The sequence below is a fragment of the Bacteroides ovatus genome (assembly GCF_001314995.1).
Classification (GTDB): Bacteria; Bacteroidota; Bacteroidia; order Bacteroidales; family Bacteroidaceae; genus Bacteroides; species Bacteroides ovatus.
The window spans coordinates 4,009,318-4,025,513 of record NZ_CP012938.1; the positions used below are offsets into that span (position 1 = coordinate 4,009,318).

Here is a 16,196-nt window from a genome sequence, read left to right on the forward strand (position 1 = left end):
CCCTTAGACAACGTGTCAACTATTAATAGAAAAGTTCTTTTGCTCCCTTTGCAAAGATCTCTTCCCTTCATAGTAAAGTTGTCTTTGCCCTATTTCAAACTATAAACGGAACTTGCATTTATAGTTTGGAACGAAGGAAGAGAAAGTTATCTAACCGGAGAAAGATAGTTTGGTCTATAGCAAAAGGAAGTTATCTATTAATAGTCAACAGGTCAAGTAGGTATATCTTGTAAATCAACTACGCCCAACAGAAAAAGATATCGCCGGTAATTAATCTACAACATTCACTGATGCAGCTAATTACCGGCGAGCAATAGAAATCTATAATCAACTCATACCTATTCTACCACTCCTGGAAGCGTAAATCGGCTTCCGGATTCTGACGACGAATCAGTTCCTCGTCAACCTGATAAGTGACGCCACCTTTCGTGTACTTATAAGAAAGGGTAAACTTAGGCTGTTTCCCTACAAATTCCAATGATTCGGCAGCAGGATCTAATGTAGCGGATGCATCTGTGATAGCGACACTTCCTCCGGCTTCAATATTGACGCTTCCATCCGGATTGACTGTCAGATTCACCGATTCATTGTTTTCCAATGTGTTTCCGAAACCCGGTCTGCGTACTTTGTTTCTACCTAACGAAACAAAGTCGCGGGTCATATTCTGACTCAAATCCTTGTTACTGTATTCAGTAACCTGCTGGGTGGACAAATTGGTAACTTTTCCTTTCACAAAGTAGGTACCATGATACTGGCTGACAAATTTGACAACTACAATACTGTAATCCTTCAAATTGCCATTCACATCAGTACTTATTTCATCCTGATTATGATCGACCAACCGGAAAGGGATTGCATAGTGCTTGTCCAAGGCAGCATTGTCATTATAGAAAGCATCGGAGAAAGTCACTTTCACATCTGCTATTGCCAGATTCGGATTGCTAATTGTCATCTTATTCGGATTAGCCAACTGATAATAGTTTTCCGGCATCAGTGTCAAGCCCGTACCATCCAGTAAAGACGGATCGATCTCAAATGTAGCCCAATCATCGGTATGCACCTCTCTTTTACCGCCAATAGCCACTCCCACCTTTATCGACATATCTGTATCGGCTATCAGTGTCCGCAGAGGTTTTTGCGAAGCAAAGTACACAGAACTCTTATCGTAGTCCTTTTCATAATCGTCATAACAAGCAGTCATCAGAACGCTTATCAGCCCTATCCATAATATATTTAGTCTTTTCATTGTAAATAAGTATTTATATCAACAGCACGTTATTCCCAACCCTGATTATTCATTAGATTCTTATTCTTTTCCAGCTCTGCATACGGTAGCGGCATGAAATAGTTTTTCACTTCATATTTCCGTTGTTCCACTTTCTGTACTTTGAAGCTGAATGTACCATCTTCCTTGCGGGTAACGGCAACGCCCTCCACCTCTTCGTTCAACGGTAATACCCAACGACGCATATCAAAATAACGATGATTCTCGAAAGTAAATTCCAAGCGGCGTTCGTTCTGAATCAACTTTCTGAACGAGTCTTTACTTTGAGCCATTTCATCCAGATAAAGATCAAAATTGATACCCCCGGCTTGCGAACGGATTGTTTTCAATATTTCGTATGCAGAATACAGGCATCCTTCGGCTTTCACCGTCGGGTTGCCCCAAGCCTCATTAGCAGCTTCGGCAAAGTTAAGAAGAACTTCCGATTTTCGTAACAAAGGATTGTAATGAACCGAGTTTAAGGTCTGAATCGGATTCAGCATAGCCGATTTCTTGGAAACGAATTTAGCCAAATAATAACCCGTACGTGTAGCATTCTCACTAAACGAAGGAGAATCTTTTCCACCCTCGGACATATCCAACGGCTGGCCGGAATCGCCAAATGTAGCACTATGATAGTAGACATTCAGTGCAAAGCGATTATCCAGTACGGCATAAAGCTGCGTCAGATCGAAATCAGGATCAGACAGATCGACACCGGAACGGACATCGGTTGCCGGATAACCATTCTTCGCATAAAAAGCCTTTACCAGATTATGAGAAGGAGTGGCACGGGCACTTCCATAATAGAATGGCGGGAAATGAAGGCCTTCCAGTAGATTACTATTAAAATATTTGCGGAAAGCATAATCGGAACTTTCGGTCTGCACATCGGCAATGGAGGAAGCCGTAACAGGAACATAAGTTCCGAAACCTTCCATGCCCAGAATCTTATTGATCTCTTTGGCCACCGCTTCCCATTTTGCCTGGTAAACCGTAGGGTTCAGAATTTCGAATTGTCCCATGCCGGTGACCTTCGTCACGTCATCATCCTGCATGGCAGGACTTGCGCTATATAAAAGCGCACGACTTTTCAGAACAGCTGCCGCCGCTTTCGTGGCACGGCCGATTTGTGTATTACCAAACTCCAGGTCATCTCCCTGATACACATTCGGCAATAACTCGATGGCATTATTCAAATCGTTGACGATAAAATCGACTGTTGCCTGATAAGTAGGACGAAGAAATTCACCGTTCTGCGCGGCCTCATCCTGCGAAATAAAATGATCTGCCAACGGAATACCCAACGCTTTTCCATTCTTCGCCTTTCCGCCATACATCTTCAATAGCTCAAAATGCCACCATGCACGCAAGAAATACGATTCACCTTCCAGACGCAGCTTGATTTGCTTGTCCACTTCCGGATCGGTGCGGTTGTACTGCACCTGGTCGGTCAGGCCGTTTTCGAGGAAGGAGTTTACATAGTTCAACATGTTGTACGCATTACTCCAGTTTCCGATCGGGTTGTTAAACGCCGTCATCCCACCCATATTTAATTTATAGACAGAAGAGCTGCGCAGATTAGTCACTGCATTATCGGTAGCACAATCCAGAAAGTTATTGTCAAAACAATCTGGACGGTTGGCTATGCCATTATAAGCTTTATATAGTACGCCTTGAGCAAGTTCCGGAACTCTCCAGGTATCAGAGTCTCCGATCTGCCATGTCACCTTTGTATCCAATGTGTCGTCACAAGCACAAAAGAGAAACAGACCTGCTAAAACGCAACTTCCTAATATATGTTTCATATTGCCATCTATTAATTGTTCAAAATTAAAATACAAAAGAGACTCCGCCTGTAAAAGTACGTGTCACCGGATAGTTTGTCACACCGGCATTCAGCAATTCAGGATCCAAATCTTTCACGGAAGAAAGGACAAATAAGTTTGCACCACGAGCGAAAACCTTCATCTTCTTCACGACCGAACTTGGGGAGAACTGATTAAACGTGTAGCTCAATTCAACATTCTTCATACGGAAGAAGCTTGTATTCTTCAACCAGAAAGAAGAATTGCGGAAGTTGTTCTCACCGGCAGTGGTTGTCAGGCGCGGATAACTTCCGGTCGGATTGTTTGCCGGATGATAACGGTCTAATGCCAGTTTGGAGTATTTACCTTCTCCATTATTCCAGTAATAAGCATTCGTTGCCCAAGTGTGAACGCCCAGTTCGGAATATCCCTGAAGATACAATCCCCAGCCTTTGTAACTTACATTGAAGTCAATGCCCAATGTAGTACGTGGGAATGAGTTTCCGAGTTCCTTTACGTCACGACCGTCAATGATCTTATCGCCGTTCAGGTCTTTGTAGGCGATGTCGCCTTCCTGATAATCGGCAAACGTCTGGGGGGCATGTCCGTTGATGGCTACATCTTTGCCAAATAATCCTTCGGCAACCAGTCCCATCATAGCATCGGTAGAACGCCCCACTGTGTAACGGTATTCTTCACCATGCTTCACCTGGTTCCATTTCAATACTTTATTCTTAGACCATACGAAATTGGCTCCTACCGAATAAGCCCAGTCGTTGATACGGTCGCTCCAAGTGAACATTCCTTCTATACCGTGATTCAAGACAGAGCCCATGTTGTCCTGGTAGGTAAAGTTACCAGTATAATCCCCGTAAGAGGCATCAACAGAACCAATGATGTCCGTATGTTTCTCACGGAAATAGTTTATTTCGGTATATAAGCGGTTATTCAGGAACAGGCCTTCCACACCAATGTTCCATTCTGCTGCCTTTTCCCATTTCAGGTTCGGATTGCCTGCACGGACAAAAGTGGAATAGTAAGCCGTAGCACCGTTGTTCGTTGTTCCGAACCGGAAGCTGCCGTCTTGCGACCAGGCGCGTTCATACAATAAATGTTCCGTGCTTCTGTCATAGCCCAATATACCGGCGCTGGTTTTCAGTTTCAGGAAGTTCACGTATTCATTGTCTTTCAGGAAATCTTCATTGCTTAGAATCCAGGCTAGGCCGCCTGCTGCCGAGAAGAAGTATTTATCTCCCGATTTGAAACGGTTGCTTCCCATCAATGCCATGTCGGCTTCCACAGCATAGCGGTGGTCATACATATAGTTCAGACGCAATGCGTAGTTTGCATTGATGATGTCTTGGGTCACTCCCTGATTCGTTGTTTTCGAGTACATGTAAGTCAGCCGTGCCGATACATCATGCTTTTGGTTGAATGTATTCTCGTATGCGGCAAAGGCATTCCAACCCAATGTCTGCTGCAAGGTAGTCGACTTCCGGCTTTGTGAAGTGGCTACATCTGTTTTCTTCATCTGGGTGTACATAATTTGTTCCTCACCGGCAAAGTCACGATATGTCTTGATGGCATACGTCGGATAGACTTTGCTCAAAGAGAGTTGCAGGTAATCATAGTTGTCGAAAGAAAGGAAAGCACCGGCTTTCAATCCTTTTGTCAGCATATCAAGATCAAATTTCAAACCGATATTGGTCTGGCTGCGTGTATAACGCTCATCCGTATATCCTCCGTACATCGTTTCCGCGTATGCATTCATCGGACGCAACAGACTTGCGCCAAACAAGGGAATCCCGTCCGAGCTGGCTAGTCCGGTTTCTTCCGGTGACATAGTCAGCGGGTATTCATTCGGACGATGCGTAGACAGGGCCGTAAATACCTGACCACAGTCCAATTGCCCCCATTTACGCATTTCCATACGTCCGGCAACGTCTGCGGATATAGTCAGGAAATCCGTTACATTGAAGTCGAGGTTTCCGCGAAGAGTCAGGCGGTGCAATTGCGGAGTATAGGTGACGTCTTCAAATCCGCTACCTCCTACATATCCGGCAATCAGGGCATAACGCACTCTGTCGGTACCACCCGTCATATCGAACGATACTTTCCGATAATTGGCATTTTTGTTCAACAACTGATCGTACAGATCGACGTTCGGATACAATAGGTCATTGACTCCTTTGGAGTTTTTATATCCTTCCAGTTGTTTCTGATTATAGTAAGGAGTCAGTCCGTCGTTTGCACGCGCTTCATTATACAGATTAGCATACTGATAAGAATTCAGGAAATCAGGAGTACGCGTCATCTGTACCACACCTGCTTCGGCGGTTGCGTTATAAATGCGGCGGTTGGCCTTTCCTCTGCGGGTAGTCACCCAAAGTACGCCATTCGCAGCACGTGCCCCATAAAGAATCTTGGCAGTGGCATCTTTCAGCAACTCGATACGTTCGATTTCTTCAGGAATCAAATCCGCTGCCGGACGTTCCACACCATCGATGATAACAATAGCTGTATTCTCCGACATGCCATGCTGGCCACGGATAAATAAATCAGGAGTATTATTACCCAATCCGCTGACTGTGGAGCGAACTTGCAGACCTAACATTTTACCTTGCAGCATATTAGTCAGCGTCAAATCAGGGAAGGTTCCGAACTGTCCGTTCTCCAGTACGCTCGTTGCGCCTACTTCATTCCCTTTATATGTCTTGCCACCATCGGCTCTATTCACCAGCGATTCTTCGGTCAGGAACAGAGGCTCTTTCTTCAGGACAATCTTTTCAGGAACGATATTGCTGCCTGTCAGCTTATACACTTTATCTTCATATCCCAAAGCCTCCACCATGACGGTTGCGTCATTCTCGACCTTCGTCTGAAAACGTCCCTTTGCATCTGTATATAGAACGACTGCGCCTTCTCCACAAATGATAGAAACATTCTTCAACGGGCTACCTTTCTCGTCGGTAACAATAGAAACTACTTCCACCAAAGGCTTCTTCGCCGACTTTCTCTTTGATTTATTTTGTGCGAAAGTCAGGCTAGAGCCAACGATAAGGACAAATATGAGCCCTATCAGTCTTATATATCTAATCTTGTTTCTCATATACTTTTCTTTATTTTAGGTATCACCATCCGGGGTTCTGTTGAAGATTATCCAAAGCCGCCACTTCATCCATCGGTAGCGGATACCAATAATTACGCTTGTTAAACGTCCGCACGGCTGTCCTCACCGGAACATACTCGTAAGTAAAGTCAGTCAGCTTATAAGTGCAGGCTTTTTCCACTTTCAACTGGTCGGCCGTATAAGAATGATTGATCGGGGTTGCTTTGACGCCCATGATCGGATATTCACCCTTAAACAGGTCTTCAGCAATCATCCAACGGCGAATATCATACCAGCGGTGTCCTTCGAACATCAATTCCACACCACGTTCCCGACGATAAGCTTCTCTAAAGTCAACTCCATCCGGCAATTCACCGATTCCGGCTCTTACACGGATTTTATTCAAAGCCTGACGGGCCGACATCGTACAACCCGTAACGACTGCATCCGGATCACCTGTCGCTTCGTATGAAGCCTCTGCCATATCCAGATAAACTTGCGAAACACGAATGTACACAGCCACCAAACGATATAATTGGAAACCAGCTTCGCCAAACAAAGGCACACTTGCTTCCGGCCAAATGAACTTCTTACACATATATCCGGTCTGTTGAGAGCCTCTCGTAAACTGATTGGTAGAAATGAAGTTCTCGGAGTAACCGCCCGAATAAGTAGTCAGATAATAGGGAACACCCTGTAAATTCTTCCCCCATTGCTCACCGGGCACGAGGATATTATTCGTAAAGCGAGGGTCTCTATCCGAGTAAGGATTGGTAGTCTTTACCGCATCATAACCAGAACGCGGATCAGTGATCGGATAGTAGTTGCCGTCAGCTCCCTTACGTTCGTACATATCTACCGCATTTTGTGTCGGAGCATTATAAGGAGTACCTTCGGCACCGGTTTTATTATCGTATGGTTGTGTCAGCCACTGCGCTCTGACGAAAGCAGACCAGTTGCCATGATGCCAACGCAGGAACCATAAATATTCCGGTTGTGCGAATTGATTGGAATTAGGCATTAGCTGAATACTACGATATTCGTCATGATTCATCAGGCGATAATATTCGTGACTTTCAATAGCATTGATCGCCTTTTGCGCACTACGGGCAGCTTCAGCAGCCATCTCTTTTCCATATCCTTTGTTTTCAATAGAATTCAGGTCATTCTGCATCAAAGGGCTGGCAGCATACAGCTGTGTCATCGCTTTTAATGCCATGGCGCTTACTCTGTCAGGCCGTCCATGTTCCTCGTCAGGCCAGCTTATAGGTAAATATTCAATGGCTTTATCCAAGTCAGTCTGCATCCAAGCATTGGATTCCTGATAAGTTTTACGGGGAAAGTCAAAGTCGTCCGATGCTCCCCAAAGCTGGTCAAAGATGGGCATTCCGCCATATCGTTTGATAATCTCAAAATAGAAGTAGGCACGCAGGAAATGAGCCTGTCCCAACAGTTTTCTCCTTTGGTCGTCTGTGATGGATTTCACTTGATCTACTCCACTAATTACACGGTTCACGATACGAAGTCCGGTATAAGCACGAGAAATAGCACTTTTGAAATTCGCTCCATCACTTTTACTTCCGATTTCGAAACGTGTACTAGCATTCTCCAGCCAGTTACCTGCATTGACAAACTTCGACGGATCATTATCGCGGACGGATGCATATTCATCCGACAAATTGCCTACCGTTACATATGTATTCGAATAAGAGTTGATACCATGTGTAAAGATTAATATATCACCATTTTGAAAGATACGGTCCATGAACCCTAACAAACTGCTATAATCTTTATAAACATCATCTTCGGAAAGTCCGTCATCGGGAGAGCGGTCCAGATAGTCCTCACAGCTTCCTACAAACAGACCCAACAGAATGATCCATATCCAATTCAACTTATGTCTTCTCATATCAGTAAATTTAAAGTGTCTCATAATCCTAATCTAAAACCAATGTTATAACGTCTCACCATCGGATAAACATTCTGTCCCGAATGTTCGGGGTCACGACGGGAATCTCCTTTTGAGAACGTCAGCAAATTGCTGCCGTTGACATATACTTGCAGTTTTGTCAGACGTAAAGGCTGCAACCAACGTTTCGGAATCTGATAATTCACTTCCAGGTTCTTCAAACGAAGATAAGCATGGTTGGTATATGTGTATGTACTGGCCACCGAATTATAACTTCTCTGCACATGAATACTGGGGCGAACCGGACCGCTTTGAATCGGAGCATCGGCTGTCCATGTATTCAATGTATTCGGTTGAGCCTTGATATTACCTTCCGGGAAATCCCATAAGTAAGATGGTATTGCTTCTTTATAAACATCCATAGCACTGTACCACAACATATTGAATCCGATTCCTTTGTAAGAACCTCCCAATGTAAATCCGAGGGTAGTGGTCGGATAGTTCAGGTTTTTCATCGGAACCATATCCTTAGCATCAATCATACCGTCTCCATTATAATCGATGTAGTACAAGTCTCCCGGAATCAATGTGTTGTGTGCACCATTGGCAATAGTGGACTGTGCCGAGTTATAAATATCATCCAACGACTGGAAGTTTCCCGTTGCCAAGTATTTGTTCACATATCCGATTGACTTTCCGGCTTTTTTCAAATATTCGCTCTGATTCTTCGGGTCATCAATAAAGACAACACGGTTCTCACTGGTTGCAAAATTAAACTTCGCGTAATAATTAAACTTTCCGATACGGTCGTTCCAAGTGACATCCAGTTCGAGACCGTGATTTTTAGTCTTACCCAGATTCACTTGTGGGAAAGCAATACCGCTATCAGCCCATGACGGAATCGTATTACGTGTCATCAGAATGTTATTACGCTTTTCGTCGAACAAATCCACAGTAAAGTTTAGTTTACCCCACAAACCTATTTCGATACCGATATTCTGCTTAATAGATTCTTCCCAGGTAGCATCGGGGTCGGCCAGTTTCCCTTCTTTGTACAAAGGTCCCCAGTTACTGGTCTGATATTTACCAAACTGCGCATTGTCGGAGAGTTGCTCAAACTTCTGGATATAGTTGAAACGGGTAGCACCTTTATCATTACCAACTACCCCATACGAATAACGTACTTTCAAGTTCGTCAGTATTCCTTTAGTCCATTTCTTCACCCATGGCTCTTCACTGATACGCCAACCAATAGAGGCAGAGGGGAAGAATCCGAAACGGTGTCCCGGAGCAAACTTCTCCGAACCAGTATAAGCACCGTTAAATTCGGCAAGATAACGCTCTTTAAAATTGTAAGTGACACGACCTACCCAATCTTCTTCGTAAGCCGGGAAGTTCATCACATTCTGATTGGTCGATTCGTTCATCTTACGGTTAAATACAAATAAGGCACTTACATCATGATCGCCAAACTGACGACTATAATTCAATGCTAATTCGTAATAAAGTTTACGTCCGTAAGCCTTGAATCCGTCATAAACACCACCAACAGGCAAATCTCCGGGAGCATTCTCATCCGGATAACGTTTCTCGGTATAATTATAAGTAATTGTTCCATCAGCATTATAAATAGGATTGGCGTAATCATACACACGATTCATACGAATATGCGTACGTTGGGCAACCAAATCGTCTTTACCTAAAATCTTACCCGGCATGATCTGGGTGGTCCATGATGAAGAAGTAGTGTAAGACAACGATGCTTTCAATGATAACCCCTTTGTAATGAAGTCCAGCTTTTGATTCAGGATTACATCGTAAAAACCTTGATGCTGTTTAATATTACGACTACCTCCTTCATTCATCAGACAGGCTATATTCTGATCGGAACTTAACCCGTCTCCCCATATTCCATTACTATATTTAATCGGAAATTCATTACTTGGAGCCGTGAAAAACGTTTTAAAAAAGCGTTCATCCGGAGAATCGACATTCTCATAATAAGACGGCTGATTCTGATAACCCATCTTACCGGCCACATTGAACGAAAGCTTAGTAGTACTTGTGATATTGAAGTCGAAATTACTACGCCAATTATAGCGACGGTAGGAGAAGGAAGGATCGAAATCCTCTTGTTTGGTAGTATTAAAAATATCTCCGTCATGCAAATAACCCAAGGATACGAAATAACTCATTTTCTTCGTACCACCGCGTACATTAAGATTATAAGCCTGTTCATAACCTACATTCTTTACCAGTTCTTTCCACCAGTCCACTTCGGGAAAGACATCGTTATACGGACCGTAATTTCCGGTAGCATACGCATTTTCCCATGCGGTAATGGTAGATTCGGGAACCATTGCTCCCCAGTTACCATCATTAGCCTGTGCCCTATTATACTGTTTCATAGAGGTCACATAGTCAGACCATTCAGGAGCGGCAGAAGGTTGTTTAAAACCGAAGTTAGCAGTGAATGAGATTTCCGGTTTCTGTTCGAGTCCGCGTTTGGTTGTCAGCAAGATAACGCCGTTCGCACCTTTCACACCGTAAACCGCAGTTGCCGAAGCGTCTTTCAGTACGGAAATAGATTCAATTTCGTTCACATCGACATCGTTGAAATCACGTTCGATACCGTCCACCAATACTAACGGAGCAGCTTCTCCCCAAGTGGACTTACCACGAATCAACAAAGAAGCTTTATCGGCTCCCGGCTTTGAGGTGGAGTTAATGGCAACCACACCGGGCATCTGGCCTTGTAAAGCTTCGGAAACGGAGTTCACGCTACCTATCTTTAATAAGTCATCTCCTTTTGCAGTGGCAATGGAACCGACACTGGACACCTTTTTCTGTACACCGTATCCAACCACTACCACTTCTTCCAGGGTCTCCGTATCTTCTCCTAAAGAGATTACGCCTAAAGTCGTTTTATTCTTTAAATCCAGTTCCAGAGTTTTATAACCCACATAAGAAATGACAAGTATGTCTCCTTTTGATGCCTTCACAGTAAAATTACCGTCAAAATCAGTAATCGTACCGCTTCCCGTACCTTTCACGCGAACACTGACGCCAATCATCGGTTCACCGGATACTGCATCCTTCACTTGTCCCTTCCAATAGTCTTGTTGTGCCTGCACGTCCAGCGCACAAAACAAAAAGCAACAAAGACATAAGAAAGAAAAATAAAGTCTGTCTCTTTTCATAAACATTATTTTTAACTGTTAACAAATTCTTTATCTCAAGACACAAATTAAGCGGGAAAATCTTCAAATGAAAGGGAAGAATCTCCTTAAAACCCGTACAAATGTGCAAAATAGATTTCTCTACTACATTTCTGAACAAATCATTTCCACATTGGCTTTATGACGTGCTCTTTGTCTACGGTGATATTGTATATGCCATCGTTTCCTTTCTTCAGGATGAGCGGAACAATACGTGTTTTACGAGGAGACACGGTGGAATCCGAACGATGAACGTGGTAAACATAGTAATATTTTCCATCCAGCCCTTTAAATACATCTCCATGTCCTGATCCGTTTTCTCCTACGAGGCTGCGATGAATGATCGGACTGTTCGGGTGCTTCTTCCACGGACCGAAAGGGGAAGAAGCAGTAGCATAGCCTACCGAGTAGTCGATATTCATAAAATGATTGGCAGAATAGAAGAGGTAATATACCCCGTCCCACTTCATAACAGTCGGTCCTTCCATCACTGGTGCAGACTTGTAGGTCGGAGTCTTTTCCCAAGCCTCCGTACAGTCCATACATTGTTTCAATGTTTCCGGTTTGATACTTCCCTTCTTTATGTCAAACTCGGCTACCCAAAGGTAATTACCTTTATTAAAGCGGACATGATATAGGTAGTACTTCCCATCATCATCCTTAAATAGGAAAGAGTCTATATTCTTAGCGGAAGCGTCTATCGGCTTGACTTCCTTCTGCCGGAAAGGTCCGAATACCGATTTGGAAGAAGCGATCACCGTTTGCTCATTGGCAGTATAAGTGAAATAATAAGTTCTTTTATCCTTAAAGTATTGAGGTGCCCAGAAGCCTTTTTCACCATACGTTCGATCTCCTTTCCGCAGAATCAGTTGCAGGGAACTGCCATCAGGCACTGTCCAATGCTCTAGATCGGTCGATTCGAGGATAGCAAAGCCCTGTGGTTCCTGATTGCGTGTACCGGTGAGGTAATACTTGCCGTTTTCCACATAAATTGTAGGATCAGCATAAGTGATCTCCTTCTCATTAACCGAATCAGCCCGTCCCCCAGTGACAGACAAACCAATGATTCCTAATGCGAGAATAAGTCTTTTTGTCATTTTATGTTTTTTCATACCTATTTTATTCTATATCTGATCTTTATCTCATCTACAAAATTTCAATCTAACATCCAAACCAAACCGGGTTTCTCCCCTGCGAGATTCCATATTGCTTCATCCCAAGAAAGAGCCTTGGCAGCATCTATCGGGGTACTCATCGTAGAAAGACCATTGTAACGGTCGGCACCAAATGTTTGTGCTCCGTAATTGGGTATTTCTTCGTCTACGATAGCGGGCGTATTGGCAGAGAAACGACATTCCATATTTGGATTCGCATAGCAATTATTAGCCTCATTCTTGTTAAAGCGTCCGCAAATTCTTCCCGACTTGGGTGCACCGTTAGAGAATAATTTCTGGTTCCAAGCCACACAATGTGTTACGGTGATTCCTGTCGCCTTGTTAGCAAATCCCATAATACCGCCTACCTGATTTTGAGCGGAAATCTCGCAATCGGAATAACAATAAGAGATCACAGCTGTCGGACTAGGATCTACAAATCCGGCAATACCACCCGCAGGATTCGCCACTTTCATCGGGAAAGCTTGTGCAAGACCTGAAGAATAACACTGCGTAACGATAGAATATAACATACGTCCAACAATGCCTCCTACACATGATTCAGTCACAATATCCCCAGTGGAAGAGCATTGAGAGATCGTTGCTCCGCCTCTCGTTTCCCCACAAATACCGCCGGCGCACCATACGGCAGTAATATCCGTTGCCGATGTACACTGATGAATTTTACTATCTGCACCATGAAGTCTTGCACAGATACCACCAGCCTGACCGTTATCCCAGGCAGCCGCTCCCGTTCCCGAAGTTAAAGAAATCGTACCGGATACCCGAACATTCTCCACGATACCCGGAGAAGTAGCAGCTCCCACCTGTCCGGCAAGGATGCCTGCCATCTTTGTATTGGCTGTAATCTGCGCATTTTCAAAGTTTATATTGGAACACTTACCAACCAACAATCCAAAGAATCCCTGATTAACAGAAGAGGAAGTATTTACTTTCAGATTACGAATCGTATGTCCGCCTCCATCCAATACAAGTTGTTTGGAAACCGAGGTCTCTATCGGTTGCCAGTCTACACCTTGCAAATCAATATCATTCTCTATCTTGGCATAAATCGTCTTACCATCTTTGAGTTTCTCTCCGAGAGTTATCAAGTCGCTCGTTGTCGCCACGGTATAAGGGTTGTCGATTTCTCCCTGTTTCTGTTGCAGGAAGAAAGTCATTGTACTTTTCTCTTGATTGACTGCAAGATCGTCGGAAACCAGTTTCAAACCGAGAACGTATTTCTTTGATCCGTCAAGCGTACCTAAATCATGGAAGCGCAAATTTACCATACGCAGGACATCGTCCCCCTTAAAATTAAAATTACTTCCATCCAGATCATAATATTCCACAGGTAAGAGGTGATATTCTTCACCAAACTCTTTGGCATCAACAACAGCCAATTTCGCCTTTGCTTCTTTTTCGCAATGGCTTTTCTCCACCATAATGTTATATTGGTATTCCGGCTCATCCAGATATAAATCATATTTGCCTGTCTGATAAAGCGACAAGGTAATATTGGAATAGGTAACTTCAGCCTTTTCCGGCTGTGTCAGATCCATGACTTCACCACATGATATCAACGAAAACACCATTAATGACGCTACAATAGGAATGTATCTTTTCATAATATCTTTCTTTTAATTATTAAAAACAGGGATTACTATACCGACGTTATCTCCTGACAACCAAACTTTATCTCCGTCTATACGAACTACCTCCATCTCCATCCCTTCTTTGAGGAAAGAAACTCCTTGGAATGAGAATTCAGTCTTCATCTTTTGACCAACAGCCGTGGGCTTCCCGTCAAACTTCACATGAATGTATTTGCTTTGATCCGAATTTTGCAGGCGATAAGTCAACCGTTTAGGATTAATTGCAGCCTGAAGTTGTTCCTGCTCTGTAAAAGTACAAATTCCATCCAAACTATAAAACCCAACTTCGGTATATCCCGTTATATTCTTTTTATCAACCCCGTTTTCGGCATATTCCGTCTCCGCACAAGAGGCGAAAACCAACAAACATACCAACACTACATATATTACTTTCATAAGCGAATAAATTTAAGATAATTACTTTCTAATAGTTGTCGACAACATTTCTACCGATCCATCCTTATAAGTCACTTCGGCGGTAAGTATTTGTCCGTTCAGGTTCTTATTCACTATATTGATTTCCTGTCCATCCAGCTTTACTTTATAAGATGAGACATCATCCGGCAAATTTAATAGTTGTACCAACATATATCCATCCACTTGTTGATATTTCAACAAAGGAAACTTTCCTGTTACAGACTTGGTCTTAACATCATCCTTCCACAACACGGCATCATCCGATTTCAGCAATGCTACATGATAAGTCGTTCCGGGAGCAAGATTTTCAACCAATGTATAGTCATTCTCCGAATCAAGCGATCGACGCACCACCTCTGTTCCCTCCTCATCTGTTACTGACAATATACCTGTTTTATCGGCTCCATTACCCCAACTTATGAACAATTCCCGTTGTCCTCCGACAAGGCTGGAAACTGTCAATCCATCCCGGGCAGCAATAAAATCAGGATATAACAATGGATTGGGATTGTAGAATCCGTCTGCATCCAGTCCTAAATAACGGGAAAAATAAATTCCTCCAAGTTCCCACATTTCAGTCTTCGCATCGTAAACAGCTCTCGCTCCACCGGGAACCACACTAAAACGTCCGGTAATGGCATACGTATCATATTTCTTGAATACTTCATAAAAAGTCTTATACCAATTCTTCGGATACCAGGAATAACTCTCAAAAAGGCTCTTGAACTCGGTTGCACTGACCGGTGTACCGGCATTAGCTTTTTCAGCTATCAGATTAAGGTATTCGTAAATTTTCATCCCGGCCGTATAACCATGCTTGGTTCCCCATTCTCCCAGTGCGTCGGCTACATGAGGATTTAAAGCACGTACCATAGAGAATTCCGTGCAAATCAGTTTCTTTGTTACACCATATTTATCGCGGATAATACGGAAATCATCTTCCGCCTGGTTGATTTTCAATGCGTGAACGTGTAAGTCGAGCCCTACAACATTAGGATTGTTATTAACCACAGAGACTACCGCAGGTACCGTTTCGCTCTTCGGCAATTCGGATACACGGTTCAATGCTCCGGCATAAATATCAAATGTCCATCCATTAGCCTGTTTCCAGGCAGTCAGCCGATTGGCAAACTCATTCAGAAATGCCCGATAATCCTCACCGTCCGCATGACAGAGATCGGTATCCAATGCATTCTCCCATTCCGGTTCGTTACCCATGACAAGTATTTCAATATTCTTCGCCATATCATAGGTTTTCAGTAATACTTCAGTTGCCTGAAATATGTACTCCATCTCCTTAGTTCCTACTTTGGGAACCGTGTCGGTATATAATTCAAAAGGTATTTTCAGGCTCAATATAAATTTCACACGGTCGCCCAAGGCTTTCTTGGCCTGAATAAATTTCAGTGTAGGAATATGTGTCCTGATGGCATTTTCTTTCACACCAACAATCTTCCCGTTTTCATTTTGAAGAAACAGATTGGGGATATTGACAAATCCTCTCACCCAAGTCACTTTCGACTGTTTCAACATCTCTATTTCCGTAATCGGGTAATCTATATTTTCATTATAGTTCGCCCCCAAATCCTGCGCCTTTGTTCCCATCGAACATAAGAACAGCAATACAAACATTAAAAAAGCTTTCATTTTCATATACATACT

9 protein-coding genes are annotated in these 16,196 nt (G+C 43.4%); all 9 read right to left on the reverse strand.

What is annotated here, in order from left to right; all coding sequences use genetic code 11:
• Positions 1-343: 343 nt before the first annotated feature.
• The 9 genes from Bovatus_RS15520 to Bovatus_RS15560 all read right to left on the reverse strand — a co-directional run bounded on the left by Bovatus_RS15520 (position 344) and on the right by Bovatus_RS15560 (position 16,193).
• Positions 344-1,246: a BT_3987 domain-containing protein gene (locus Bovatus_RS15520; protein ID WP_004298632.1), complete on the reverse strand. Its 903-nt coding sequence runs from the start codon at positions 1,244-1,246 to the stop codon at positions 344-346.
• A gap of 29 nt (positions 1,247-1,275) precedes the next feature.
• A complete protein-coding gene (locus Bovatus_RS15525; protein ID WP_032852425.1) occupies positions 1,276-3,072 on the reverse strand; it encodes a RagB/SusD family nutrient uptake outer membrane protein in 1,797 nt (598 codons plus the stop codon).
• A 25-nt stretch (positions 3,073-3,097) separates the two neighbouring features.
• On the reverse strand, positions 3,098-6,181 hold the full coding sequence (locus Bovatus_RS15530) for a SusC/RagA family TonB-linked outer membrane protein (RefSeq protein WP_004298636.1): 3,084 nt from the start codon (positions 6,179-6,181) through the stop codon (positions 3,098-3,100).
• Positions 6,182-6,203: 22 nt separating this feature from the next.
• Positions 6,204-8,090, reverse strand: a complete 1,887-nt coding sequence (locus Bovatus_RS15535) for a RagB/SusD family nutrient uptake outer membrane protein (protein WP_004322908.1) — start codon at positions 8,088-8,090, stop codon at positions 6,204-6,206.
• A 20-nt stretch (positions 8,091-8,110) separates the two neighbouring features.
• Entirely contained in the window at positions 8,111-11,290 is a 3,180-nt protein-coding gene (locus tag Bovatus_RS15540; protein ID WP_004322907.1) for a SusC/RagA family TonB-linked outer membrane protein, read from the reverse strand.
• A 140-nt stretch (positions 11,291-11,430) separates the two neighbouring features.
• Positions 11,431-12,420, reverse strand: a complete 990-nt coding sequence (locus tag Bovatus_RS15545) for a glycoside hydrolase family 43 protein (RefSeq protein ID WP_004298641.1) — start codon at positions 12,418-12,420, stop codon at positions 11,431-11,433.
• Between the two features lie 44 nt (positions 12,421-12,464).
• Entirely contained in the window at positions 12,465-14,090 is a 1,626-nt protein-coding gene (locus tag Bovatus_RS15550) for a DUF1735 domain-containing protein (protein WP_004298643.1), read from the reverse strand.
• Between the two features lie 12 nt (positions 14,091-14,102).
• Positions 14,103-14,513 carry a hypothetical protein gene (locus Bovatus_RS15555; protein ID WP_004298645.1) on the reverse strand — a complete coding sequence of 137 codons (411 nt, stop codon included), beginning with the start codon at positions 14,511-14,513 and terminating at the stop codon, positions 14,103-14,105.
• 21 nt (positions 14,514-14,534) lie between these two features.
• A complete protein-coding gene (locus tag Bovatus_RS15560; protein WP_004298648.1) occupies positions 14,535-16,193 on the reverse strand; it encodes a hypothetical protein in 1,659 nt (552 codons plus the stop codon).
• Positions 16,194-16,196: the final 3 nt, after the last annotated feature.

Excerpts from the sequence above, each read along its gene's own strand:
- Bovatus_RS15520 (WP_004298632.1), bottom strand. The coding sequence starts at position 1,246 with ATGAAAAGACTAAATATATTATGGATAGGGCTGATAAGCGTTCTGATG.
- Bovatus_RS15525 (WP_032852425.1), bottom strand. The coding sequence starts at position 3,072 with ATGAAACATATATTAGGAAGTTGCGTTTTAGCAGGTCTGTTTCTCTTT.
- Bovatus_RS15530 (WP_004298636.1), bottom strand. The coding sequence starts at position 6,181 with ATGAGAAACAAGATTAGATATATAAGACTGATAGGGCTCATATTTGTC.
- Bovatus_RS15535 (WP_004322908.1), bottom strand. The coding sequence starts at position 8,090 with ATGAGAAGACATAAGTTGAATTGGATATGGATCATTCTGTTGGGTCTG.
- Bovatus_RS15540 (WP_004322907.1), bottom strand. The coding sequence starts at position 11,290 with ATGAAAAGAGACAGACTTTATTTTTCTTTCTTATGTCTTTGTTGCTTT.
- Bovatus_RS15545 (WP_004298641.1), bottom strand. The coding sequence starts at position 12,420 with ATGAAAAAACATAAAATGACAAAAAGACTTATTCTCGCATTAGGAATC.
- Bovatus_RS15550 (WP_004298643.1), bottom strand. The coding sequence starts at position 14,090 with ATGAAAAGATACATTCCTATTGTAGCGTCATTAATGGTGTTTTCGTTG.
- Bovatus_RS15555 (WP_004298645.1), bottom strand. The coding sequence starts at position 14,513 with ATGAAAGTAATATATGTAGTGTTGGTATGTTTGTTGGTTTTCGCCTCT.
- Bovatus_RS15560 (WP_004298648.1), bottom strand. The coding sequence starts at position 16,193 with ATGTATATGAAAATGAAAGCTTTTTTAATGTTTGTATTGCTGTTCTTA.